Origin of the sequence: Mesotoga sp., assembly GCF_035363035.1 — a bacterium.
Taxonomy (GTDB): domain Bacteria; phylum Thermotogota; class Thermotogae; order Petrotogales; family Kosmotogaceae; genus Mesotoga.
Genome location: NZ_DAOSEH010000005.1, coordinates 1 through 23,051, shown reverse-complemented (window position 1 = coordinate 23,051; position 23,051 = coordinate 1). Strand labels below are relative to the sequence as shown.

The following is a 23,051-nucleotide window of genomic DNA, read 5'->3' as shown; positions in this document are numbered from 1 at the left end:
TCAACCCTTGACCCCTTCAAGCTCGAGAAGTCTTTCGTTGCTTTCAATAATATTCGCGTATGACCAGAGATCTAATAAACCGCTCCCGCTAAGGTTGAAGACGATGACTTCTTCCTCTCTTCTCTCTCTGGCACTGATAGCTCTTCTAATCGCTCCGGCAATTGCGTGACATGATTCCGGAGCAGGTATTATGCCCTCGATCGTCGCGAAGAGTATCCCTGCCTTGAAAGTTTCTTCCTGTGGGAAGTTTTCCGGTGTGACTATCTTCTCCTTAACCAATCTGGAGACTAAGGGGGCCGCTCCGTGATACCTAAGTCCTCCGGCGTGGATGGTCGGTGGCACGAAATCCCTGCCCAGTGTGTACATTTTTAACATGGGCGTCAAACCTGCGCTGTCACCATAATCGTACCGGAACTCGCCCTTTGAGAGAGAGGGACAGGACTCCGGTTCACAGGCGACGAATTCGATTTTCTCTCCCTCAAGCTTTCTTTTAATGAATGGAAGAACAAAACCTCCAAAGTTTGAACCCCCACCATGACAGCCAAGCATAATGGTCGGTTTTTCGTTCAAAATCTCTAGTTGCCTTTCAACTTCAAGTCCTATGACGGTCTGATGGAGTAGTACATGATCGAGCACGCTACCCAGCGAGTACTTTTTATTTTTGGAATTCAGTACGATTTCTACGGCTTCGCTTATGGCCATTCCAAGAGAACCGGGATAGTTTTTGTCGTTCTTGAGGAAGTTCCTTCCGCTTTCTGTGTTTTCTCCTGGACTCGGTTCCACTGTTCCGTTGAACATTCTCATCATATGCTGTCTCATAGGCTTGGTCTCATAACTGTTCCTTACCATGAAGACTCTCACGGTTAATCCAAACTTTCTTCCGGCATAAGAGAGAGCGCTGCCCCACTGACCGGCGCCTGTTTCTGTCGTCAGTTCGGTGACCCCCTCGACCCTGTTGAAATAGGCCTGCGCTATGGCGGTGTTGGTTTTGTGGCTTCCAGTGGGGGAGTTGCCCTCGTATTTGTAGTAAATTCTGGCAGGGGTTCTAAGAAACTCCTCTAAAAAAGTTGCCCTTATCAATGGGCTGGGACGGTACACGGCGTATTCATCTAATACAGGTTCCGGTATTTCGATAAACCTCTCTTCACTTATCTCCTGTTCTACGATGGCTTTTGGAAAGATAGCCGTCATATCGGCAGGGTTCATTACCTCCTTCGTCATCGGGTTGAGCGGCGGATCCATTTTGAAAGGCAGATCGGCCTTCACGTTGTACCAGCTCTTTGGAAGTTCCTCGACAGGTAGATTAACCACGATTCTCTTTTTCATGCCTTTACCTCCTAAAAATAAAGGGGCTCTCATCATGAGAGCCCCTTCAATGGGTTTACCTTTATAGCAAAAGGCTAACCCCCATCAAAGGGGCTAACCCACCACCAGAACTTATTCAGTATGTAAGAACTCAAACAATCAGTCACATCGATTCTACTTCGCATGATTAACTATACTATTTTTTACCCTCTTCAGTCAAGCGATGATACGTAAAGATTACATAAAAACGGGGATCTCTTTTTACGAGGTCCCCGCCATAAAATTATTCTAATCCTGTCAATTTGTGGATGTGGCTTCTTGGGTATCAGTTGGTGTTGAATCCTGGGTTTCCAAACCCTCAAGTTGAGATGCGATGCTATCTATCTCGTACTGAATATCGCTGGAAGGTTCTATGGACGCATAATCCTTCAGATATGCGAGCCTTGAGGTAAGCTTCTCTTTCTGCCAGACTGGATCATAATTAAGATCGAGAGCCAGACTGTTGTTTCTCAGCAGAACATCGAGAGCGGTCTTTCGAGTCTCCACTTTCATTTCACCGGCCAGAAGCTGGCCGAGAACCGCGTCGATCTGGTCTATTGTACTGAAAACATACTGAACGAAACTCTCCCCATACTGACTGAGTTGCGTTTGAAGGAGCTGAGGATCGGCGAAGATGTTCTCTAACTCGACAAGCCAGCCGTTGTAATAATCGGTTGCTACTGCGGGGTCATCTCCTTTGAGCTGGAAAATCAACTCCATTATCATTCCACGCTTCTCACCGATCTCGTAAAGTCTTTCTATCGCCAGCCTGTAGTTGGGACTTTCCGTCAGGGCCAGAGAATCGGAGAGCTGAATGAAGACCGCGTACTCCACCGGCAACGGATTTTCGGTTGCCGAAGGTCCGAAGAGTTTTGTCGCCAGAGTCACAACCATCGCCGTTGCACCGTTCTCATCGTTCATGACCTTTGTGTAATCATCGTACAGGAGCAGCTCGGGATCGAGTATCTCGTAGTCGAAAGCGTTATCTGCTATATACTTTTCAATCCAGGCGTAGTAGGTATCGTTCTGATAAGCGGAAACAAAATCGTTGTAGATCTGGGGATCGGAAACGATATCGTTCAACGATTCGATCGACTTTCGCTCTTCGACTATTATGAGATGATAACCGAATTCACTCTTAACCGGTCCGTACAGTACGCCTATGGGGGCCGTCAGTATTGCTTCTTCAAACTCCGCGACGGTCTGACCTCTCTGAATAGTGCCGAGCTGGCCTCCGTTGGCGGCCGTACCGGAATCGATTGAATACTGAAGGGCTGCCTCGGCGAAAGTGATTTCACCGGCGTTGATTCTGTTCTTGAGACCGGTCGCGGTGGCCTCGTCGCTCAAGAGAATATGTCTGGGCCTTATATATTCGTAGCTGTTTTTCAGGTTTTCCTTGTTTTGTTCGAAATAGGTCGACAGTGCCTCTTCGTTCAATGGTGCTATGTTATCCTGAACGACAACGGCCTTTAGAGACTGGTAAATGTAATTTCTTATCTCCTTTCTGAAATTATCCATCGACCCGTAGATCGCTTCTATCTGTGCAACCATTTCAGGGCTCGATGCATATTGAGAAAGCATAGCGTCGGTCTCGCTTTCGACTTCGCTTTCGTCTGGCAGCAACGAGTTCTCCAGAGCATAGATATCGACAACTTTTTCGTCAACGATATATGAAACCAGCATGAGCTTCAAAGCGATCTCGCTCGGCAGATACATATTGTCGAAGTAAGGATCGAGCTCCACACCCTGGCTACGAGCGTTGGCTATCGTTGCTTCGAGGGCTTGCTGAAGCTCCTCAGATGATATCCAGAATTCCTCGGACAGAGTTACGCCAGCCCTGGTGAGCTGGGCGACGTATCCGCCGGCCAGGATCGTTATTGAGAAAATTGCCAGAAAAACTATCAGTATCGCTTTTTTCAAAATGATTCCCCCTCGTGTATTTGGTATATTCATGATAACATTTCATTGGGTTTTGCGTGTCACAATTAGAGGTGAAAGTTTTGGAAAAGAAGGGTTTGAATCTTGAAAGTTTTCTCTCAACTTCCTGGAAATGGTTGAATAGCGAGGAAGCAGAACTTGCAGGGGGTGAGGGATCTCGTCAACCTCAGGCGATATACTTTTTCGCCGATGAACAAAACCGCTCCTTCTGCAGGAGGTACAACAGAGAGGTCAACTTCAAAAGAGACGTCGAAGATATAGGTCTCTGCGATAAGTGCGGTATGAGGTTCTGGAATTACAGGGCCGCTCAGATCTGTGTTTTCGCTCCCGCTGAGGGGTACTACACGATTGACTCCCGGAATGAAGGTAAAGAAACAACCGAGTTTCCAGATAAGGAAGTAGCCCTGTCAGGTATATCCAGTTTTGAGAGTAAAAGCTGGGAATAAATTAAGAAGAGGCCTTTCGGCCTCTTCTCATATATGGATACTCTTGCCCTCTATTCCTTCAAGCGCACCCAGGACAGTTTCTGACAGAGTCGGATGTGGGTGGATTGAATTCTCCAGCTGTTCAACGGTCAATCCGTTCTTCACGGCGATCACGGCCTCCATTATCAGATCAGTGGCCGAGGGAGAGACTATACTCATACCCAAAACCCTTCCGGTGCCGTGCTCGGCCAGTACTTTAACAAAGCCGGAGCTCTCTAGTATCGTTCGTGCCCGTCCGTTGGCGCTCAGGGGAAATCTGGAGACGACTACATCGGATCTATCCTTGAGATCGCTCTCCTTCAAGCCGGTAGAGGCAACCTCTGGACTGGAAAAGATTATCGAAGGAACGGCGGAATAGTCCATTTCCAGCTCTTCACCAGCTATATTGTGTGCCGCCACTATCCCTTCGTAACTTGCAACGTGTGCAAGCATGATACCGGCCCTGATATCGCCGATCGCGTAAACGCCCTGTACGCTCGTCTTCATACGCCTGTCCGTAACGACGCCCCTTACAATTTCCAAGCCCAGATTCTTTATGTCATCGGAGAGAACGGCTCTCCTGCCTACCGCGACCAGAACCTTTTCGGCCTCGATTGTGATCTCCTCGTCGCCAGTCGTATTGAGAAGATAGCCCTTATCGAGCTTCTCGACGGATACGACCTTGGTCTTTTCGAGGATGGTTACACCTTTTTTCTTCAGGACCTTCCTTATCTCCTCCGCCACATCAGTGTCTTCGTAGGGCAGAATATGATCGGCCAGCTCGACAATTGTCGTTTTGACTCCGAATGTACTGAAGAAAGTGGCGAACTCAACTCCGATGACTCCGCCGCCAACTATGGCAAGACTCGAAGGCATCTCCGCCAGTTTGAACACATCGTTGCTCGTCCACATTCCTTCGACCTTGCTGAATGGAGGGAACATGGATGGTTCGGAACCGTTGGCAAGGACTATGTTTTTTGCCTCCAACAAGGAGTTGTTCTTTTCAAGGAGTACATTGTGCGGGTCTTTAACAACAGCTTTATCGTTGAAAAAATCGACACCGTTTTTCTTTAGCAGCAACTCGATTCCCTTGCGTGAAGTGGTCACCGTCCTGTTCATGTGTGACATGATTCCATCGAGGCGGTAGTTGAGATCGGAAACATCCACGCCCAGTCTCTTCGACTTATCCTTTATCTCGGAAAACAAATGGGCCGAGGTCAGCATGGCCTTCGTCGGTATGCAACCCCAATTTGTGCAGGTGCCTCCCAGGTATTCCTTCTCCACAAGCGCCACTTTCTTTCCCAGCTGGGACAATCTTATGGCACAGACGTACCCTCCGGGTCCCCCCCCTATAACGATTGCATCGTACATCTCATTTCCTCCTTATATAAATCTTTATGTCGCCGTAGTCATCGACGATTTTCTTGAGAAACTCGTGACCTTCCCTTTGAACGAATACGGGAATTCTCTCGCCGGAAAGCGGGTAATCCACTATGACCAGTAGAACCTTACCCTCTTCCATCTCTGAGAGAGTCACTTTCGTCTGCATATCCGGGACCGGGCAGGACTCACCGCGCATATCGAGAAGAAGATCGGGTTTTACATCTACACCCGTCTCCCCGAGATAATAACGACAAATACCTTCCGAACAGTCCAGGGACCTGTACTCCTTCTTTTCGCTGATGAAGGCTATCGCTTCTTCGAGCAATCTGTATATCCTGGGAGAACTGAAGTCGAATCTCTCGACTCCCTTCGAGAAGTTTGAGTTCAATATTCCCAGTTTTTTCATGTGTTGAAGATGTCTATAGATTGTGGAAAGATCCGTCTGAAGTCTTTCCGATATCTCCGAAGCGGTCATACAATTATCAACGATCAGAGTCGCAATTTCTATCCTCGTTTGATTGGCGAAGACTTTGAATAGATCAGGTAACTTGAGATTCATCATAGAAATCCACTATCACCTTTCGAAGAAAGGTGCCCTTCCAGGAAGAGCACCTCTCGGATTTCAAAATCGGCAACTAACCGATAGTTTTTTCAGATTTTTCGATTATCTCTACAAACCCCTCGTAGGTGATCGAGGGAACGGTCAGCTCTTCAGCGCTGTAACCTCTGGCCGTCGCATCGTCGATAACCGCGAAAACCTCGGCCTCGGTTTCTATATCGTCTAAAGCCCAGAATATGCCGTCCTGAACCAGGACAACGCGGTCTCCCTTCCTTGCGGCCTTAAACTTTATAGTCTCTGCAACGTTGTTTTTGCCGTATTTTATTACAATAAGGGCCATATCAAACACCTCACATAAAAATTACGTTATCAAAGTCGTGGAGGAAATCGCCTGTATCTTTCTCATCGATTAATTTGACGCTGAAACTCTCTTCAATATCCTTTATTTTGAACTTTTCCACATGTTCTTTGATACCGTAAACCTCGGTCTCGTACCTCTTGATGAATCTGAAGCAGATCGATATCGGAAGCAGACCGAGACATTCCGGCTGGGCTTTTTTCGACAGTGCGACAGTCGCCTCTTCCACCAGAAGCACCGAAGGTTCGATATCTTCTCCGTACATCCCGAACGCAGTTCTGAAGGCCTCGTTTACCCATATGGAGCCTCCCGGCGCCTGATAAACAACAAAAAGTATCTTCTTCATCACCATCACCTCATGCCATAAGGTTCACGAACCTGTCGCTGCTATAAATAAGGGTCGCAAGCTCGGGCAGTCCGCTGGGGTTGGAGCCGGGGATTATCATATCCTTGGTAACTCCCCTGTAGTCCATACAGATTCCACAGATCTCCACCTTCAAACCTTTTTCGGCTATCAGGGTCTTCAGTTTCTCCGGAATGTTTCTATCGACTCTGATTGGTTTCACAGAACCGTTTATCGAGAGAATAGAATCGGCGAACAGGAATATGGTTACATCGTGACCTCTGTTCAGGGCCGCTTCCGCTAACTTGATCGCCGTATCCAGATCTTCGTAAGTGTACGGAGGAACGAATACCTGTATTGTTATCTTCAAAACTTCCGCCTCACTTTCTGTACAATATGTACGCCATCGTCCAGTTACCGAGAATCAGGAAGATGCTGGCAACTATGGATGAAATCGCAAGTGTTGGGAGACCGGCCAGGAAGTGCCCGATGTTACAGCCACCGGCCAGATTGGCACCGGCCCCCATCATTATACCTCCAACCATGACCTGAAGATACGTTTTTGGGTTTTTCGGCATCCTCAGTTTGAACTCTTTGGCCAGAAGAGACGCGATCAAGGCACCGAGTATTATACCGATTATTTCATAGCCATCCCATCTCAGAGGCTGGTTGGATATGAAGGTATCGAAGATAGATATCCAGCCGCCCGTTATCCCGAAACCATAGTTCCTGCCAGCCGCTTCGCTCGTTATCCATGCGATAGGCGAAAGTATGGCGAGCGCTATCGCGGCCATTTTCCAGTTGAACTTCGTCGGTCTATCCGTGGTCTTCGTACCCAGAGTGTACCAGAGCAACAAAGCCGCAACGATAGCTGCAGGTATCCATGGGTTAATGTTGAATATCGTTGCCAGTGTCGGGCCGACCTTATCGAAGTAAACCGGGGAGTTTCCAGCAACGGTAATGTTGAACCCGGCCGCCCATGTCCTTATACCTGAGAAAACTCCACCCCTCATCGCGAGTGCGCCTAGACCGTAGAAAACGGCTCCGAACATCGCGGTGGTCATTCCCTCTCCGGCCCTGTACGTGACTCCAGACGCGCATCCACCGGCAAGAACCATACCAAGACCGAAAACATAAGCTCCCACTATATTACCAAAAAAGTTCAAAGTCGGGGGAGCTATCCTTATCCAGCCCATCTGGGCAACGAAGAGAACTGTAATAGCCTGAAGTCCTACCGCGAGAAATCCCAGTTTCCACAGGTAATTGTCCTTAAACAGCAAAATATCTCTGAAAGCCGAGTTAAAACAAACTCTTCCACGTTGAAGAATGATACCGAATACTACACCTACTAAGAGACCCGTCCAAGCCATAGTCATTCACTCCCGTCTATCACTTGACTTTTATGTAGATCTTCCACTCGCTGGTGCCTGTTTCTTCGATTTCGAGAATCTCATGACCGAGATTCTTAACGGCTTCGGGTATTCTCTCTTTCGACATCGCGTAATCGATCCAGACTTCTAGAATCTCTCCGGCTTTCATCTTCTTGAGAGCTCTTTTCGTTTCAACATCCGGTACGGGACAGACTTCTCCTCTTACATCGATTGACTTTGTTACAGCATACTTCGCCATATTCATACCTCCAGTTTGGTGTGAAATAATTCACATTATGATATTAAAAATAAAATCTCATGGGCAACCTGGCAATTGAAAATTGAACGGAATTCAAGGTCGGTACAACAGAATGATAACCTCCCACAGTTACCCAATATTTGACCGTTTATGACAGCTTGGTAAATTAAGGTGCAGTTTCGGAGGTAATGAGTTTGAACGAAATCTTTCTCCCCTGGTCGGGTCATTTTCTTGGCAGGATGCTAGAATCGCACTGAGCATTTCCGATATAAAATCTATGGAGGTCGGCATGGAATTCGTAAAATCGGGATTCGTACACGTCTATACAGGAAACGGGAAGGGCAAGACAACAGCGGCCTTCGGCATGGCCCTCAGGGCCGCCGCCAGCGGTATGCACGTTTTTATAGGTCAGTTCATAAAGGGTATGGAATATGGAGAGATGAAGATCGCTCAATTGATGTCGAACGTTGTTCTGGAGCAGTTTGGGCGCGGTTGCTTCATAGACAAGACCCCCTCTCCCGAGGACTTCCGCCTTGCACGAGAAGGTCTCGTTAGATCAGAAGATATTCTGTCAGGAGGATCTTACGACCTGGTAATTCTCGACGAGATCTTCATCGCGCATTTTTTCGGATTGATCTCATCTTCGGAGATTCTAAATCTCATGAACATGCGAAGTGAGGGCACCGAACTGGTGCTGACTGGAAGAAAAGCTCCACAGGAAATCATAGATAGGGCCGATCTGGTAACGGAAATGGTAGAGATAAAGCATTACTACGCCAGAGGGGTTCAGGCGAGAAAGGGAATCGAATTCTGACAAGGAGTCTAACGGAGGATAAAAAATGAATAGGTACGTCGCACTGATCCTTGATCTGGATGGAACGCTTCTGAACGATAACAAAGAAATCTCAAGTGGGAATCTCGAAGCTTTGAACAGTCTCAGACTCAAGGGAATACCGGTCGGTGTCTTTACCGGAAGGGACTTTGAGATGGCCCGCGGATACCTCGATTTGATATCCGCAGAAGGCCCGCACGCTCTTCAAAACGGAGCGCTAGTGATCACAGGAAAGGGCGAAATTATTGGCCGCACCACGGTCTTTCCCGATCTGGCGCACACAGTGATCAACATGGCAAATGTGAGGGGTTGCGATATCGTTCTGAGAGAGGCGAGTATAAAACCACCAGACTGGTTCAGAGTAGCTGAGCTGAGAATGAATCCCTATTTGCCCTTCTTAAAGGCTTATTCGCACAGGATTGAATACATCGAGGACCTCCATGTCGCAGCCGAAGCTAGAGAGCTGCTCCAGATCGACGTTACGGGTCCTCACGAGATCCTATCGTCGATCTTGAAGGAGTTATCCATCAAGTATCCTGGAGGTTTCAGCCATTCGCTTATCAAGACTAACGACGACACGGCTTTTATGGAGTATTACTGGAACTCGATCGAAGACGAGACTCTGTTGGAGAAGGTGAAGAAAGATTGCGAAAGTTGGGGGCTCCTCTCGCTTTTCGGTCCGGGAATTTCTAAAGGAAAGGCTCTTGACAGTTTCGTCGAGTACCATAGTGTTTCCCCATCTGAGGTGATCTTCATAGGCGATCATCTGGCAGATATACCGCTGATGAGGAGAGTGGGAATGCCAGTGGCTGTGGCCAACGCCATGGATGTCGTGAAGGAAGAAAGTAAGTATGTAACTTCTTCAAATTCCGAGGATGGTGTGGCCAGGGCAATAGCCGTTTTCTTCGCAGATCTTTAGAGCCTACCGGTCATGGATTCTTGTAGCGCGAACATTAGTAACCTGGTGAAGATTCGATCGAGTCTCACAGTTGTTCGAAGACCGAATCCTTCGCCTGTCGCGTGATAGAATTTATCTGGAGGTCGTTAAATGAGAGTGACGGTACTGATTCTAACAGTGTTTTTTTCGTGTTTATGTGTCGCCACGGAGATTGAAATCCTCGAGAATCTGGTAGCCAGGAATCCCGAAGACAAGAGTCTTTCACTTGAGCTTGGAATAGCCTACCACAACGCCGGGGTGCTGGGAGACAAAGATCACGTTTTGAAGGCCATAAAACTTCTCGAAAAGCTGGTGAAAGACGACGAAGAAGGTCTGGCAACTGCTTATCTTGGATCTTCTCACCTGTTGAGGGCCAGGGACGACTGGAACCCCTTCGGGAAGCTCTCCAATCTCGGCAAAGGGTTCGAGTACCTCGACAGAGCGGTCAAGTATCACGGCGATAATATCATGGTCCTGGTTATACGGGCTAACGCGTACATAAACATTCCCGGAATATTCGGAAAACTCGATACCTCGATTGCCGATTTTCAAAAAATCATCCAGTTGTATTCACAGGACACGGTGGTTGATGATATTTTGCTGAACAGCCGTTTAAAGCTGGGAGAGGCCTTCGTGAAAAAAGGAGACAACGATAAAGCTTACGAGCAATGGAGATGGATATTGAAGAACGCGCCGGACACGCCTCAGGCGAAAGAAGCGAGAGAATTACTGAGGAAATGATCGAAGTGGATCAGAACGGACTTCGAGAAGGCTTTGAGAAGATTTTTTCCGATTCGCTGGGAAGACCTGAGAGAGTGCGAGAAGTAATTGACCGATACCGGTCGAATCACCGGGACCTCTTCCAGCTAGTCGAGAAGGTATTTACTTGTTGTGAATCCTTCAGATAATTCTTCAAGGAGGTAAATTGAATGCTGGTACTATTTTTGAATAAATTTGACAAATACTGGGATGGAAAACTAGATCAACTAAGGAAGGCCTTCCCCGGACACAGTTTCGTCTCATATTTGGATCACAAGGATCCGAAGGAACTGCTACCCGAGGCAGATGTACTGGTTAAAGGTTCGCTCGGCAAAGAGGAACTGGCAAAAGCCGTCAAACTGAAGGCCGTTTTCGTTCCCTGGACGGGTGTTGATGGCCTGCCTCTGACCGAGCTCAAGAAGCGTTCCATAATTCTGGCTAACAACCACGGAAACGCCGAAGTGGTTGCAGAAAGGGCCATTGCACTGGCGATGGCCGTTACGGGTAGAGTGGTAGAGCTCCATAAAAACCTGGAAAGAGGCGTTTGGCTGGGAAGACCCTCAAGTAAAGAATTAACATGGTTTTCAATGATAGGCAGAAAATGTGCAATTTTAGGTCTCGGTCAAATAGGCCAGAAAATTGCCACTTTCCTCAAAGCTTTCCGCTGCAGAATAAATGGTTTTAAAAAAGAGCCGACGGGTGACTATCCAGGCATAGACTTTCTCACGAACGATATCATACAAGCCGTGACGGGCGCCGAACTGGTTTTCGTGGCTCTGCCTTTGACCTCCGAAACCTTCGCAATCGTGAATCAGGAAGTTCTAGACGCCATGGGCAGCGCCTATCTAATAAACATAAGCAGGGGAAAAGTGGTGGAGGAAAGAGCCCTGGCCGAATCTCTAATGAGTGGCAAGCTTGCCGGGGCCGCCATAGATGTCTGGTATGATTATCCTTCTATCGATAGACCGGTTACACTCCCATCAAGATATCCGATTCACATGTTGCCGAACGTCGTTATCTCTCCCCACGTCGGGAGCTGGACCACAGAGAGCATGCAGGCCATGGTGGATGAAACAGTGGAGAGCATCGGTCATTACCTTCTCACGGGTAATCCGATCGACGTCGTGGACCTCGAGAAGGCGTATTGATCTCTTGGATGCATACTGCGGTAAAATACAAAATACAATCGTTTCGTAGAGATAACAATCCATCGGCCGGAAAATTTGACTCGTGCCGTAGGAAAAGTGTAGAATCTACTTAATTCAATGAGGAGTGCGTATATGTCTATATTCGATTTTTCCTGGATAAATGCAAACAGCTATTATTATATTATGAGCATCTGCTCGTGAGCCAGCTCTCCGGGTAGATGCTTTCGCATTTACTCCGGATAAAGATTGAGAGGGTCTCCAATCCGGAGACCCTCTTTCATTTTTAGAATGCGGGGTGAAGTATGGTAGTGATTTTAAGGAACGGGAGCGGTGAGGAAGAGATCAAAAAGGTTGAGGTGTTGTCCTCTAGTCTGGGTCTCAATTGCCACATCTCAAAAGGAGCGGAGAAGATAGTGATAGGTATCATCGGGGACGACCGGTACACCTCGGTTGAACGTTTTGAAGCGCTAGAATGCGTGGAGCAGGTGGTGCGGGTACTGAAGCCTTTCAAGTTAGTATCCAGGGAGTTCCATGGCGAGGATCTCAATGTCGAGGTCGGAGATGTATCGATAGGAAATGGGAAGTTCGTTGTTATGGCCGGTCCTTGCGCGGTTGAGGATCGGTCGATGATCGAAGAGAGCGCGGCCTTCCTCTCCGAAATGGGTGTGAGAATTATCAGGGGAGGAGCCTTCAAGCCAAGGACATCTCCCTATTCTTTTCAGGGACTTGGCAGAAAGGGACTCGAGCTTCTTAGAGAGGCGGCCGATAGATATGGAATGAAGACGGTAACTGAGGTGATAGGAGAAACAACGCTGGAAGCGGTTTCATCGCTGAGCGATATCCTTCAGATAGGTGCGCGTAACGCCCAGAACTTCCAGCTTATTCAGAGGGTAGCCAGTTGCGGAAAACCGGTGCTTTTGAAGAGGGGGTTCATGAACACCGTAGAAGAGCTTCTTCTTTCGGCCGAATACATTGCCTACGGCGGCAACATGTCGATAATCCTATGCGAGAGGGGTATAAGAACCTTCGAAACATCTACAAGGAACACTCTGGATATCTCGGCGATTCCACTTATAAAAATGCAATCGCCACTGCCAATAATTGCCGACCCGAGCCATGCCAGCGGGCGAAGAGATCTGATCATTCCCCTGTCTAGGGCCATTCTGGCCGTCGGAGCCGACGGTATAGAGGTTGAAGTTCATCCCAGACCGGAGAGCGCTCTGTCAGACAGCAAACAGAGTCTGAATTTCAGAGAATTCGAAAAGCTGATGCGCGAATTGAAGAGCCTCGTGAGTGCCAGAGAGCTCGTACTGACCTGATGGTGGAGGAAAGAGATGAAGATACTACCGGCGAAAAAAATAAGGGCAGAAATAAAGGTTCCACCCGACAAATCGATATCCCACAGGGCTCTGATTCTCTCATCAATGGCAGGAGAACGAAGCGTCGTCCATAACCTTCTGGAGAGCGGGGATACCTTGAGCACTTTTCAAGTTATGAAAGAGATTGGAGCGAGGTTCTCCGGTGATTTCGAGCGCATGGAGATACTCCCGGCGCGTTGGAGAGAGGCCGTTCGACCTCTTGATTGCGGTAATTCCGGAACGACAGCGAGAATGATTTCCGGGCTTCTCGCCGGAACTACGGGCCTTCATATCCTCTTTGGCGACGAATCTCTATCCAGACGGCCTATGAAAAGAGTGATAGAGCCTCTTAAAAAGATGGGTGCCTCAATTTTCGCAAGGAACGACGACAGCCTGTTACCACTGTCGATAAAAGGCGGGGATCTTCGCGGTTGCGTCCACGATCTCCAGGTGGCCAGCGCCCAGGTGAAGAGCGCGATACTGCTGGCTGGCATGAAGGCTGAAGGCATAACCACGGTGATCGAACCCGCTCCAAGCAGAGACCATACAGAGAGAATGCTTGTCTCGATGGGAGCAAAGATGAAGATCGACGGAAGAGCCGTTTCCATAGAACGTGGCGAATTGAATCCCGTGTTTTTCCAGATACCGGGAGACGTCTCATCGGCCTCTTTCTTCGTGGTACTCGCAATTCTCCATCCCGACGCCTCAATTACCATCAGAAACGTGGGACTCAACGAAAGACGCACAGGCTTGTTGAGAACGTTGAAGAAGATGGGCGCCGAGATCGAATGGATGGTCGAGGAAACCTCGCCCGAACCCTGCGGTACAATAGTGGCGAAATCTTCCAGATTGACGGGGTTGGAGATCGATGCCGGGCTGGTTCCTTCGATGATAGACGAGATTCCCCTTCTGGCGCTCGCCGGGGTAAACGCACACGGATCGACGGTTATCAGGGGAGCGGGAGAACTCAGGAAAAAAGAGTCGGACAGAATTGCATCGACCATCGAGAACTTTGGAAAGCTCGGGATCGGAATTGAGGAGTTCGAAGACGGCTTTTCAGTTGAAGGGCCTCAGAGAATTGTCGGAGGAAGCGTTGATTCGGCCGGTGACCACAGGATAGCCATGCTCTTCACAGTTGCAGGTATCCTCAGCGAGGAAGGGATCGAAATCGCCGGCTCCGATTCGGTAAGGATCTCCTATCCGCGATTCTTCCAGGACATCGCGGAGGTGTGTCGATGAGGTTCTGCATAATAGGCCATCCTGTCTCACACAGCCTCTCGCCAATGATCTACACCCGTTTCTTCGAAATGAAGAGAATTGATGCTACTTACGAAGCCCTGGATATACAGACTGGAGAGTTCCCATCGGTTATTGACGGTTTGCTCAAGGAATACGACGGTCTCAACGTGACTATACCCTTCAAGGAAGCGGTCGTTGCTCATGTCGATAGTATGATAGAGAGATCTTTGCGTGCCGTGAACTGCATTTTCGAGGGAGCGGGCCACAACACCGACTGGATAGGCTTCAGTCATTCACTCAGGAATATAGAAATAGAAGAACCCGTAACGATTCTAGGCGCCGGAGGAGCTTCCAGAGCCGTGGTTTACGCCCTCAAGAGATCTGGAGTCCACCGTGTAAACATACTCAACAGGAGTCCGGCCAGGGCGGAAAGGGTCGCGGAGGATTTCAACGACGGCAATTTCGAGGTCAAAACCTTTTCTATAGATTCTCTTCGGCCTATAGTGAGAGAGAGCAAGAGCATCGTAAACGCGACGTCGATCGGAATGAAGGGAGAACGTCTTGACCTTAGAAGAGAGGATTTACAGGGAATTTCTCTGGTTTACGATCTGATCTACAGCGAAACGCCTCTCCAGAAGGTCGCCAGAGAGTGCGGAGTCGAGAACGTAATTGACGGAAAGGCTATGCTCTTCTTCCAGGCCTGCGAAAATTTGAAGATCTGGAGACTCTTCGATGAAAAGGTTTTCGAAAGAGCCTTCGAGGTGGTGACCGGATGAGGTTCAGCGTAGGTGGAGATTCGCACGGTCCGGCGATGTACGGACTCGTTGAAGGGTTGCCAGCCGGTTTCCCGGTATCGATCGATGAGATAGACAAGAACCTCCAGAGGAGACAGCGCGGCTACGGAAGGGGAAAGAGAATGGGGCTGGAACACGACAGGGCCATCGTGAAGTCCGGACTCTGGAAGGGCCTGACGACCGGGGCACCGGTTTTGATCGAGATAGCGAACCTCGCTCCCAGAAGCGAGATGGAGATGAGAAGTCTTCCCCGGCCCGGCCACGCCGATTATGCCGCATGGACTAAATACAGGCTCGACGATTTGACGGTTTATGCCGAACGCAGCAGCGCAAGGTGGACGGCTGCGCTGGTCTCTATCGGATCGATCGCATCCCAGATGCTGTTGAAACTCGGAATCGAGATCGTCGGTTCGGTCGTCGCAATAGGAAAGGTTCATTGCTCGATACCGGAAAGTGTTTGCGTTGTGGCGCGTGATGCTTCACCGGTCTACTGCCACGATCCGCTGGCGAGTTGTGAGATGGTGGCCGAAATAGAAAAGGCGATCGATAGAGGTGACACTCTGGGAGGAATCTTCGCTGTCAGCGCGTTCGGTCTTCCACCTGGAATAGGTGGATACGGCGAACTTTTCGAGAGGCTGGATTCGAAGATCGGACGGTACTTCATGGCCATCCCCTCGGTGAAGGGAGTGTTTGTGGGCAATTCCGATGTCAGTCTTCCAGGAAGCCAGTACCACGATCCTTTCACCGTCAGCGATGGGAGAGTCGCGAGGCGTTCGAACAATGCCGGCGGGGTAGAAGGGGGGATATCCAACGGCCAGCCAGTGGTCGTAGTTGCAAGCGTGAAGCCGATTCCTACGCTTGGAAACGGTATAGACTCGGTCAATCTGAAGAACATGAACGTTGAGAAAACTCCGTACGTCCGTTCCGACGTGACCGCAGTCCCCGCCGCTTCGGTCGTCGGAGAGAGTATGCTCGGCCTTTTGCTTCTCGAGTCGATCCTCGAGAAATACGGAAACGATAACTTCGATTTATTGAAAGGGAGGTTGGAGAATGAGAGTCTTCCTTGTTGGAATGATGGGCTCGGGGAAAAGCACCATCGGTAAGATCCTCTCTTCGGTTCTCGATCTCGAATTTGTGGATATGGACAGCGAAATAGAAGCCAGGAGCGGAAAGACTGTCGAAAAGATCTTCGAGAGCGAGGGAGAGGAAGTTTTCAGGAAACTAGAAAGTAACCTTCTCAAAGAGCTGGTAAGAAAAGACGGCATAGTGGTCTCCACAGGCGGCGGTATCGTACTCGATTCGGGGAATCGAAGAACGCTCAAAGAAGAGAATACCTTATACCTGAAACTACCACCGGCCGATCTCTTCAAACGTGTTGACACACTTAACAGGCCTCTCTTGAAGGGAGGAAAGGAAGCGATTTTCAGGATATGGGAAGAGAGGAGAGAACTGTACGAGCAATTTCCCTCGATAGAAGCTTCGAATTACTCCAAGTGGGAGACGGTTGCATCGATCTGCATGAGGCTATTTCCGGGAGATAAGAAGAGAATAATCAACGGAACCCATCCGGTGACCCTTGCCAACGGGGGGTTCAAAGCAATCGGAGGAATGCAGAACGCAGTTGTCTCACACAGGGTACTCAAGGTCTTTTCCGAGTGGATTCCCTCATCGGCCTTTCCAATAGAAGACGGAGAAGAGGCGAAGGGTTTTCACACGCTTTTCGAGATCTACGACTTTCTTATGGAACGGGGACTCTCGAGAAGCGACGTTCTTGCGGCCGCCGGGGGAGGTACTGTGACTGATCTGGTTGGATTCGCCGCTTCCACCTTCAAGAGGGGAGTTCCCCTGACTCTCTTTCCCACGACTCTTCTCTCTCAGGTTGATGCTTCCATAGGCGGAAAGAACGGATTGAACTTTCGGGGTGGAAAGAATATGATAGGCAACTTCTATTTTCCAACCGAAACGGTTCTCGATCCGGTGACAACGCTTTCGATGGATCCGGGAAGGTTTGAGGAGGGTCTAGTGGAGGCCTTCAAGATCTTCCTGATAACCGGACAGTGGTACGATCAATTCAGATCTCTATGCGGGAAGTTGAAGGGCAGAAATCTCGCTACCCTGAACAAGATGATGGAAGAGGCCGTAATTCTGAAGGACAGGATAGTGGCTTCAGATGTCCACGAAAAGGGAGTCAGAAAAATACTCAACCTGGGACACACTCTCGGCCATCTTTACGAGCCGATAGTCGGTGTGTCTCACGGAAGGGCCGTTGCCTGGGGACTGGAACGAGAGATGTATTATTTCATGAACCTCGGACTCGTCGAGGAATCTGTGTACAACGAAGTATGCGACACGCTTTCGGAAATATTCGGTCTCGATCTGCCACCTCTTCCCATTGAGGAAGCCTTACGCCTGTTGAGAAACGACAAGAAGGGGACGGCCTGCGACGAGGCCGAAATAGAGATACCGCTCCTGAGATCGCCCGGGAAGTATGAACTTTTGAAGGTTAAGTTCGACGAACTTCTGGCGGTGGTGGTATGAAGATACTCGTCATGAACGGTCCGAACCTCAACATGCTCGGAAAAAGGAAGAGCGACATTTACGGTGGTCTCTCTTATGAAGATTTGATAGACATTATCAAGGCCAGAGCCCTAGATCTAGAAGTGGAATGTGAGTTCTTTCAATCTAACCACGAAGGCGAATTGATAGACAGGATCCATGGACTGGATTTCGATGCACTCGTCATAAATCCGGGAGCGCTGACACATTACAGCTACGCATTGAGAGACGCGCTGGAGATATTCACCGGTCCGAAGATAGAAGTACACATCTCAAACATACACGCCAGAGAGGCCTTCAGGAACAGAAGCGTTGTATCGCCTGTTTGTACCGGTACGATCGCCGGGCTGGGCTTTACAGGGTATCTTCTAGCCATAGAGTTTATCGCCGGCCAAAGATGAGGGCCAAATCTGGTATTATTGATTAGATTCGTAAGTCTCGGGGGTGTGGTCTTGAAAAAGACTCTCTTGTTTGTGTTGCCGTTGCTGGTATTTGCTATTTCCGGATGTCTTAATGTGGCGGGTAGACCGGAATCGATTTTGAAATCACTCGAAAAAGAAGTGCTGAGGGGAAATGTCGACAGAATTCTGGAGCTTTACGCTGAAACCGTGGAGCTCTCGACGACGGCCAATCCTGCCGGAAGGTCCGTTACAAAGATTGATCTCAGGTACTATTACGACCAATTCCTGGCAGCACGAGAGATCTCGAGCTACTCTCTGGACGTCGAAAGCGTTGAAAAGCCTTCATCGGGTCAGGCCGTTATTTATGCTAGCTTCACGCTCACTTTCCGGTGCGACGATAGAGATTACTCTGTGTCAGCCCAAACGTCTTTCTCTCTCTCGAAAGTGAACCGAAAATGGAGAATAACCGGAGAGTGGAACAATCCGATACTCAGTATTTATGAACCGGCATCTCAATTGCCTGAATGATGTGGGTGGCGGTCACTCGACAGTATCAAACGCGTTTCTTATGGCATCGACAATTACCCTGCTCGTAGCCGTGGCGCCGGTGATCATATCCACCTCGAGGCTTTGAGCCTCTATAACTCTGTTGACAACGGTTTCAGCACTTTTAGAATAGCTTCCTGGTTTATTCTGGAGAACCTTCGCGGAGAGTATCGTACCGTTTTTGATCTCGACCTGCACAACTGCGTATCCTTCTGTTCCTGTGTAAATGCCGTCTTGCAACTCCCCAAAGGGTCTTGCCTCGACCGGTTTGGGGACTTCAACAGGTCTATTCCTGTGCCAGTCGCTCACCAGTGCCATCAAAGTCACGGAAACGGCTATAAAAATCGAAACGTTGATCCAGTATCTCATCGCATCTCCTCCAGGCTGGCAAATTGCAAATCTTCTCAATTGAATTATCACTTATTTAGAATCACGACAAATTACTCGTATGAAAGATTATGATTAAATTTATCGGAATTATTTACGACCCGCTGGTGTTCTATACTTTATATAGAGCCAGCCAGAATCTGTGGTCTCAAAAAAGAGGCCGCCATGCGAGCAGCCTCTTTTTTGATATCATATTCAACCCACTTTTTTGAATCCTGTGTCTACTATCGCTTCGACATCATCGGGCGAGATCTTCAACTTTGCCGAGCCAGACTCCAGGGAGGCTTTTGCAACGGCGAGCGCTACTCTGCGCGCTATTCCCGGCTCGAAAGCCTTCGGGAGTATGTAGTCGACAGACAGCCTGTCGTCGCCTACGGCATCGGCGAGGGCGTCGGTCGCCGCGAGCTTCATGGATTCGTTGATTTCTCTTGATCTCACATCGAGCGCACCCCTGAATATACCGGGGAAGGCCAGGACGTTGTTGATCTGGTTGGGAAAATCCGATCTGCCAGTGGCAACGATCTTTGCCCCTGCCTCTTTGGCCAGATCGGGCATGATCTCAGGTACGGGATTGGCCAGGGCGAAAACGATCGCTCCGGGCGCCATGGATTTAATCATTTCGGCAGAGATTATCCCACCGACCGAGGTGCCGATGAAAACATCGGCGCCCTTTACGGCCTTCGCAAGATCACCGGAAAGGTTGTCGGGATTGATCTCTTCGACTATCTCGCGGTGAAACTCGTTTAGCAGGGTTTTTGGGTCGTTTTTATTGAGAATACCGTTCCTATCGACCGCGACAATGTTTCTAACGCCGGCCGCAAACAACATCTTGATCGTCGCTCCACCGGCCGCCCCGATGCCGACCGTCGCGACCTTCAGATTTTCCATCTTTTTACCCACTATTTTCAAAGCGTTCCTCAACGCGGCAGTTGCCACGATAGCCGCTCCATGTTGATCGTCGTGGAAGATCGGTATATCGAGTCTTCGCTGAAGCTCTTGTTCGATATAAAAACACTTCGGAGAGGATATGTCTTCCAGATTCACCCCACCGAACGTTGGAGAGAGGGCCTGAACGAATGCGATTATTTCATCGGGCTCATGAACGTTTATGCAGAGAGGGAAGGCATCAACATTACCGAACTCCTTGAAGAGCAAGGCTTTGCCTTCCATAACGGGCATTCCAGCTTCGGGACCGATATCTCCAAGGCCGAGAACTGCCGTTCCATCCGATACGACCGCAACGTAGTTCCATTTGTTGGTGTAGTCATAGACCAGCTCATTGTTTTCGTTGATAACACGGCAAACGTCGGCGACGCCGGGAGTGTAAGCCAGCGACATGGCCTTCATGCTATCAACCCTGACTCTGCTTTTCACCTCGAGCTTGCCACGTAATTCTTTGTGTAGTTTCAGTGCCTCTTCGTTCAAAACAATCACCCTCTATTCTTAATGAAAACATCGTTTCCAAGGTAATCGATAGCGACGTAGAGCGGAAAGTCCTTCACCCTGACCCTGAATATAGCTTCCGTACCGAGATCGTCGAAAGCCACAACCGTCATGCTGGAGATTCTCCCGGCCAGAGCGGCGGCGGCGCCGCTGGGAGCCAGGAAGTAAGCTCTTCCGTACTCTTTGCAGAGCGAAACGGCCTGCTGGCCCCTCTTTCCTTTTCCCACCGTTGCCAGAACGCCTTTCAAATAAAGCATTTCGAGAAATGCATCCATCCTGTTCGAAGTCGTGGGTCCAATAGCCCCGAAAGAATCCTTAGTCGGTTTGGCCGGCCCCGCGTAGAAGATTATAGCCCCGTCAAGAGAAACCGGTAGTTCTTCGCCTTCCTCAAGCAGCATCTTCAGACGTTTCTGAGCGGCGTCTCTCATTAGAAGTAATTCGCCGGAATAAAGGAGTTCGTCGCCGGCACGCAATTCTTCAATCTTCAAGGATTACTCTCCCCTTTCTTGCGATATAGCAGTCCGTTGCGAGTCCCACCGGCATTATGGCGATGTGCGAGGGATAAGTCTCTATGTGCACCGAGTAAGCGGTTATACCCGTTCCCAGACCCTGATAGCCAATCTTCAGATCGTTGATTTCTCCCAGTATTCTTTCTTCCAGGGCCGCGTAATCCTTATCATGATGTCTCTCGTCGAAAGATCTGGTGAGAGCGAGTTTGGCAAGCACCATCGCCTTGTCCGAACTCCCGCCGATCCCTATACCCACTTTCAACGGTGGACAACCTCTGGCCGCACTCTCCTTGAGCGATTCGACGACGGTCCGGACCAGATCGTCCACGGTTGCGGTGGGATTCAACATGAAAAGCCGGGAGAGATTCTCGCTTCCCCCTCCCTTAACGAGAAAGCGGATTTCTAGCCTGTCTCCCCTCACCGGAAACAGGTGGCATACGACCGGCGTGTTGTCTCTGGTATTTACCCTCTTAAGGGGATCGGACACTATGGAGTATCTGTAGGGTTTGTCGTTGTAAACCTTTTTGACTGCCGAATTCAGTGTTTCGATGATCGGTTCTTCCAGAGCGACTTCGTTGCCCTGAAAGACGAAAAACTCGAGAAAACCTGTATCCTGACATATCGGGAGCCCCGTTTCTTTTGCGGCGATGGCGTTTTCCCTCAACACGCTCGAAAAGGGTCCTTCGTAGTGGTCGAGCAACTCGACGATCGCCGGATCCATCTCCGTGTTCGCCCTCGAAATAGCCTCTTCGAGTCTTTCGATAATTTTTCCTGCCGGAATCAAAGTTACACCCCGTCAACCCAGACCGTTGAACTCTACCGATAGATGTTCTTCGCTCTCTACGATTTTTTTGACTAGTCCGTCCAGCGAGTCTGTGATTATTTTCACTTTTTCTTCCATCAAATTTATAACACTTTCCATCGCGGAAACAGAGGGTCCTCCAGGGATGTTACGTACCTGTACGAAATGCCGGGGAGAGAGAACATTTCTGAGTTCGGAATCGCTCATATCAAGGGCTCTTCCCACCAGTTCAGAAAACTTTCCGCGGAGGGCTTCGAAAGAGTATCCCGATTTAACGAAAGCGCTCGTCACGCCGTGAGCCGTCCTGAAAGAGATGGCTTCTCTCCTTACGAGCTCGTCGGCCAGTTCCGTTGTTGTAGTACCTGTGGAGATCGCTATATCGTCGACCCTCCGCTCATCCACGGAGACTTTCAGAAGCGTCTCTTCCAGCAGCTCCAGAAGTCCCGAAAGTGTTTCGCAGCCTCTGGTGAAGACGGTGACCGGAGCATCGGCCACTTCGTTCACATCCTGGTATGGCACGTTGTGGAAGAGGTCAATCAGGCCCTGAAAGTCGCCGGCGGCCATCCCGGACTGGATTCTTATATGCTCGATTATAACCGGGTTTCGTTTCTGAGGCATTATGCTGGAAACCTGCACGAGTTCATCGGGAAAGCTGAACATTCCGACTTCGCAAGAGGCTTTATGCCCCATGTCGGCCATGAGGCGAGTTATATCGTAGAGAATGCTCTTGAACCACATCGACGGATAGGTTAGCCAGTGCGAGGTAACGATTGCCTGATAAGAGTTCGGGACCGGCCTTTCGAATCCGAGCAGATCCGAGACCAGCTGCCTGTCTATGTTGAAGCCTGTCGTTGTGATCGCCGCGGCTCCCAGAGGACACTGATTCACCACTCGCATGGAGGCGTTCAACCCGTCGAGGCCTTCGAGAAATTCGATCAGGAAAGACGAGAGGTAATGGGCGAGCGTCGATACCTGTGCGGGCTGGCCGTGGGTGTACAGGACCAGCAACTGTTCTCTGGATGCCTTGATCTTCTCAATCAAGGTTCCTGCCAGGAGCAGCATCTGCTTCATGAGCGAGATCGTCAACTTTCTCACGTACAATCGGAAAACCGTCGTATCCATATCGTTTCTGCTTCTGGCTGTGTGAAGCGATCCGGCCTTTTCTCCCAGGAGGAGTTCGAGTTGCTTCTCGTAGTAGAAGAAGAGATCTTCGACCCCTTCGGGGAACTCTCCGGGTATCTTCATAGTCGAATCTAATTCACTCATTGATTTCTTGAGTGCCGAGGCGGTCTTCGAATCGATTATTCCCTGCCTGGCAAGCA

Annotated in this window: 26 protein-coding genes; 12 read left to right on the top strand and 14 right to left on the bottom strand. The window is 49.4% G+C overall.

Going from position 1 to position 23,051, the window contains the following annotated elements:
• Nucleotides 1-1,326, bottom strand: a complete 1,326-nt coding sequence (locus tag PKX57_RS01725; RefSeq protein WP_472411548.1) for a TrpB-like pyridoxal phosphate-dependent enzyme — start codon at nt 1,324-1,326, stop codon at nt 1-3.
• A 276-nt stretch (nt 1,327-1,602) separates the two neighbouring features.
• Nucleotides 1,603-3,264, bottom strand: a complete 1,662-nt coding sequence (locus PKX57_RS01720) for a peptidylprolyl isomerase (protein ID WP_213921274.1) — start codon at nt 3,262-3,264, stop codon at nt 1,603-1,605.
• Nucleotides 3,265-3,344: 80 nt separating this feature from the next.
• On the opposite strand from PKX57_RS01720, the gene PKX57_RS01715 reads away from it, so the two are divergent.
• The gene (locus PKX57_RS01715; RefSeq protein ID WP_213921273.1) at nt 3,345-3,728 is read left to right on the top strand and encodes a hypothetical protein; all 384 of its coding nucleotides are present in this window, start codon (nt 3,345-3,347) and stop codon (nt 3,726-3,728) included.
• A gap of 27 nt (nt 3,729-3,755) precedes the next feature.
• Here the strand turns inward: PKX57_RS01715 and lpdA are convergent, their stop codons facing one another.
• The 7 genes from lpdA to PKX57_RS01680 form a co-directional block, all read right to left on the bottom strand.
• Complete coding sequence (gene lpdA, locus PKX57_RS01710; RefSeq protein ID WP_213921272.1) at nt 3,756-5,117, bottom strand: dihydrolipoyl dehydrogenase; 1,362 nt, start codon at nt 5,115-5,117, stop codon at nt 3,756-3,758.
• A 1-nt stretch (nt 5,118) separates the two neighbouring features.
• A complete protein-coding gene (locus tag PKX57_RS01705) occupies nt 5,119-5,691 on the bottom strand; it encodes a sulfurtransferase TusA family protein (protein WP_472414616.1) in 573 nt (190 codons plus the stop codon).
• 73 nt (nt 5,692-5,764) lie between these two features.
• Nucleotides 5,765-6,028 carry a DsrH/TusB family sulfur metabolism protein gene (locus PKX57_RS01700; RefSeq protein WP_213921270.1) on the bottom strand — a complete coding sequence of 88 codons (264 nt, stop codon included), beginning with the start codon at nt 6,026-6,028 and terminating at the stop codon, nt 5,765-5,767.
• 10 nt (nt 6,029-6,038) lie between these two features.
• Complete coding sequence (locus PKX57_RS01695) at nt 6,039-6,392, bottom strand: intracellular sulfur oxidation protein (protein ID WP_470745076.1); 354 nt, start codon at nt 6,390-6,392, stop codon at nt 6,039-6,041.
• A gap of 10 nt (nt 6,393-6,402) precedes the next feature.
• Nucleotides 6,403-6,759, bottom strand: coding sequence for a DsrE family protein (locus PKX57_RS01690; RefSeq protein ID WP_213921268.1), 357 nt, complete (start codon nt 6,757-6,759; stop codon nt 6,403-6,405).
• Between the two features lie 10 nt (nt 6,760-6,769).
• The gene (tsuA, locus tag PKX57_RS01685) at nt 6,770-7,759 is read right to left on the bottom strand and encodes a thiosulfate transporter TsuA (RefSeq protein WP_214048558.1); all 990 of its coding nucleotides are present in this window, start codon (nt 7,757-7,759) and stop codon (nt 6,770-6,772) included.
• 19 nt (nt 7,760-7,778) lie between these two features.
• Entirely contained in the window at nt 7,779-8,018 is a 240-nt protein-coding gene (locus PKX57_RS01680) for a sulfurtransferase TusA family protein (RefSeq protein WP_213921266.1), read from the bottom strand.
• Nucleotides 8,019-8,307: 289 nt separating this feature from the next.
• Here PKX57_RS01680 and PKX57_RS01675 point away from each other — a divergent pair, with 289 nt between their 5' ends.
• The 11 genes from PKX57_RS01675 (at nt 8,308) to PKX57_RS01625 (ending at nt 18,570) form a co-directional block, all read left to right on the top strand.
• Nucleotides 8,308-8,832 carry a cob(I)yrinic acid a,c-diamide adenosyltransferase gene (locus PKX57_RS01675; protein ID WP_213921265.1) on the top strand — a complete coding sequence of 175 codons (525 nt, stop codon included), beginning with the start codon at nt 8,308-8,310 and terminating at the stop codon, nt 8,830-8,832.
• 25 nt (nt 8,833-8,857) lie between these two features.
• Nucleotides 8,858-9,769, top strand: a complete 912-nt coding sequence (locus PKX57_RS01670; RefSeq protein WP_213921264.1) for an HAD-IIB family hydrolase — start codon at nt 8,858-8,860, stop codon at nt 9,767-9,769.
• Nucleotides 9,770-9,898: 129 nt separating this feature from the next.
• A complete protein-coding gene (locus PKX57_RS01665; RefSeq protein WP_213921263.1) occupies nt 9,899-10,528 on the top strand; it encodes a tetratricopeptide repeat protein in 630 nt (209 codons plus the stop codon).
• 188 nt (nt 10,529-10,716) lie between these two features.
• Complete coding sequence (locus PKX57_RS01660) at nt 10,717-11,694, top strand: NAD(P)-dependent oxidoreductase (RefSeq protein ID WP_214047802.1); 978 nt, start codon at nt 10,717-10,719, stop codon at nt 11,692-11,694.
• Nucleotides 11,695-11,996: 302 nt separating this feature from the next.
• Nucleotides 11,997-13,013: a 3-deoxy-7-phosphoheptulonate synthase gene (gene aroF, locus PKX57_RS01655; RefSeq protein ID WP_213921261.1), complete on the top strand. Its 1,017-nt coding sequence runs from the start codon at nt 11,997-11,999 to the stop codon at nt 13,011-13,013.
• 15 nt (nt 13,014-13,028) lie between these two features.
• Nucleotides 13,029-14,291, top strand: coding sequence for a 3-phosphoshikimate 1-carboxyvinyltransferase (gene aroA / locus PKX57_RS01650; RefSeq protein ID WP_213921260.1), 1,263 nt, complete (start codon nt 13,029-13,031; stop codon nt 14,289-14,291).
• Nucleotides 14,288-15,067 carry a shikimate dehydrogenase gene (locus PKX57_RS01645; protein WP_213921259.1) on the top strand — a complete coding sequence of 260 codons (780 nt, stop codon included), beginning with the start codon at nt 14,288-14,290 and terminating at the stop codon, nt 15,065-15,067. The genes aroA and PKX57_RS01645 overlap by 4 nt, the downstream gene beginning before the upstream one ends.
• Nucleotides 15,064-16,188, top strand: a complete 1,125-nt coding sequence (gene aroC, locus PKX57_RS01640; RefSeq protein ID WP_213921258.1) for a chorismate synthase — start codon at nt 15,064-15,066, stop codon at nt 16,186-16,188. The genes PKX57_RS01645 and aroC overlap by 4 nt, the downstream gene beginning before the upstream one ends.
• The gene (locus PKX57_RS01635) at nt 16,136-17,623 is read left to right on the top strand and encodes a shikimate kinase (RefSeq protein WP_213921257.1); all 1,488 of its coding nucleotides are present in this window, start codon (nt 16,136-16,138) and stop codon (nt 17,621-17,623) included. Before aroC ends, PKX57_RS01635 begins: the two co-directional genes overlap by 53 nt.
• Nucleotides 17,620-18,042, top strand: coding sequence for a type II 3-dehydroquinate dehydratase (aroQ, locus tag PKX57_RS01630; protein ID WP_213921256.1), 423 nt, complete (start codon nt 17,620-17,622; stop codon nt 18,040-18,042). Before PKX57_RS01635 ends, aroQ begins: the two co-directional genes overlap by 4 nt.
• 51 nt (nt 18,043-18,093) lie before the next feature.
• The gene (locus PKX57_RS01625) at nt 18,094-18,570 is read left to right on the top strand and encodes a hypothetical protein (protein WP_214047801.1); all 477 of its coding nucleotides are present in this window, start codon (nt 18,094-18,096) and stop codon (nt 18,568-18,570) included.
• Between the two features lie 12 nt (nt 18,571-18,582).
• Here PKX57_RS01625 and PKX57_RS01620 read toward each other — a convergent pair whose 3' ends face one another.
• The 5 genes from PKX57_RS01620 to PKX57_RS01600 form a co-directional block, all read right to left on the bottom strand.
• The gene (locus PKX57_RS01620; RefSeq protein WP_213922143.1) at nt 18,583-18,957 is read right to left on the bottom strand and encodes an FMN-binding protein; all 375 of its coding nucleotides are present in this window, start codon (nt 18,955-18,957) and stop codon (nt 18,583-18,585) included.
• Nucleotides 18,958-19,170: 213 nt separating this feature from the next.
• Nucleotides 19,171-20,406, bottom strand: coding sequence for an NAD(P)-dependent malic enzyme (locus PKX57_RS01615; RefSeq protein ID WP_470745087.1), 1,236 nt, complete (start codon nt 20,404-20,406; stop codon nt 19,171-19,173).
• Nucleotides 20,406-20,906: a FumA C-terminus/TtdB family hydratase beta subunit gene (locus tag PKX57_RS01610; RefSeq protein WP_213922144.1), complete on the bottom strand. Its 501-nt coding sequence runs from the start codon at nt 20,904-20,906 to the stop codon at nt 20,406-20,408. Before PKX57_RS01610 ends, PKX57_RS01615 begins: the two co-directional genes overlap by 1 nt.
• Entirely contained in the window at nt 20,896-21,711 is an 816-nt protein-coding gene (locus PKX57_RS01605) for a fumarate hydratase (RefSeq protein WP_470745077.1), read from the bottom strand. Before PKX57_RS01605 ends, PKX57_RS01610 begins: the two co-directional genes overlap by 11 nt.
• 12 nt (nt 21,712-21,723) lie before the next feature.
• Nucleotides 21,724-23,051 (bottom strand): lyase family protein (locus PKX57_RS01600; protein WP_472415872.1); only part of this gene is annotated, 1,328 nt, incomplete at its 5' end.

Excerpts from the sequence above, each read along its gene's own strand:
- PKX57_RS01725 (WP_472411548.1), bottom strand. The coding sequence starts at position 1,326 with ATGAAAAAGAGAATCGTGGTTAATCTACCTGTCGAGGAACTTCCAAAG.
- lpdA (WP_213921272.1), bottom strand. The coding sequence starts at position 5,117 with ATGTACGATGCAATCGTTATAGGGGGGGGACCCGGAGGGTACGTCTGT.
- PKX57_RS01705 (WP_472414616.1), bottom strand. The coding sequence starts at position 5,691 with ATGATGAATCTCAAGTTACCTGATCTATTCAAAGTCTTCGCCAATCAA.
- PKX57_RS01700 (WP_213921270.1), bottom strand. The coding sequence starts at position 6,028 with ATGGCCCTTATTGTAATAAAATACGGCAAAAACAACGTTGCAGAGACT.
- PKX57_RS01695 (WP_470745076.1), bottom strand. The coding sequence starts at position 6,392 with ATGAAGAAGATACTTTTTGTTGTTTATCAGGCGCCGGGAGGCTCCATA.
- tsuA (WP_214048558.1), bottom strand. The coding sequence starts at position 7,759 with ATGGCTTGGACGGGTCTCTTAGTAGGTGTAGTATTCGGTATCATTCTT.
- PKX57_RS01680 (WP_213921266.1), bottom strand. The coding sequence starts at position 8,018 with ATGGCGAAGTATGCTGTAACAAAGTCAATCGATGTAAGAGGAGAAGTC.
- PKX57_RS01675 (WP_213921265.1), top strand. The coding sequence starts at position 8,308 with ATGGAATTCGTAAAATCGGGATTCGTACACGTCTATACAGGAAACGGG.
- PKX57_RS01670 (WP_213921264.1), top strand. The coding sequence starts at position 8,858 with ATGAATAGGTACGTCGCACTGATCCTTGATCTGGATGGAACGCTTCTG.
- PKX57_RS01665 (WP_213921263.1), top strand. The coding sequence starts at position 9,899 with ATGAGAGTGACGGTACTGATTCTAACAGTGTTTTTTTCGTGTTTATGT.
- PKX57_RS01660 (WP_214047802.1), top strand. The coding sequence starts at position 10,717 with ATGCTGGTACTATTTTTGAATAAATTTGACAAATACTGGGATGGAAAA.
- aroF (WP_213921261.1), top strand. The coding sequence starts at position 11,997 with ATGGTAGTGATTTTAAGGAACGGGAGCGGTGAGGAAGAGATCAAAAAG.
- aroA (WP_213921260.1), top strand. The coding sequence starts at position 13,029 with ATGAAGATACTACCGGCGAAAAAAATAAGGGCAGAAATAAAGGTTCCA.
- PKX57_RS01645 (WP_213921259.1), top strand. The coding sequence starts at position 14,288 with ATGAGGTTCTGCATAATAGGCCATCCTGTCTCACACAGCCTCTCGCCA.
- aroC (WP_213921258.1), top strand. The coding sequence starts at position 15,064 with ATGAGGTTCAGCGTAGGTGGAGATTCGCACGGTCCGGCGATGTACGGA.
- PKX57_RS01635 (WP_213921257.1), top strand. The coding sequence starts at position 16,136 with ATGAGAGTCTTCCTTGTTGGAATGATGGGCTCGGGGAAAAGCACCATC.
- aroQ (WP_213921256.1), top strand. The coding sequence starts at position 17,620 with ATGAAGATACTCGTCATGAACGGTCCGAACCTCAACATGCTCGGAAAA.
- PKX57_RS01620 (WP_213922143.1), bottom strand. The coding sequence starts at position 18,957 with ATGAGATACTGGATCAACGTTTCGATTTTTATAGCCGTTTCCGTGACT.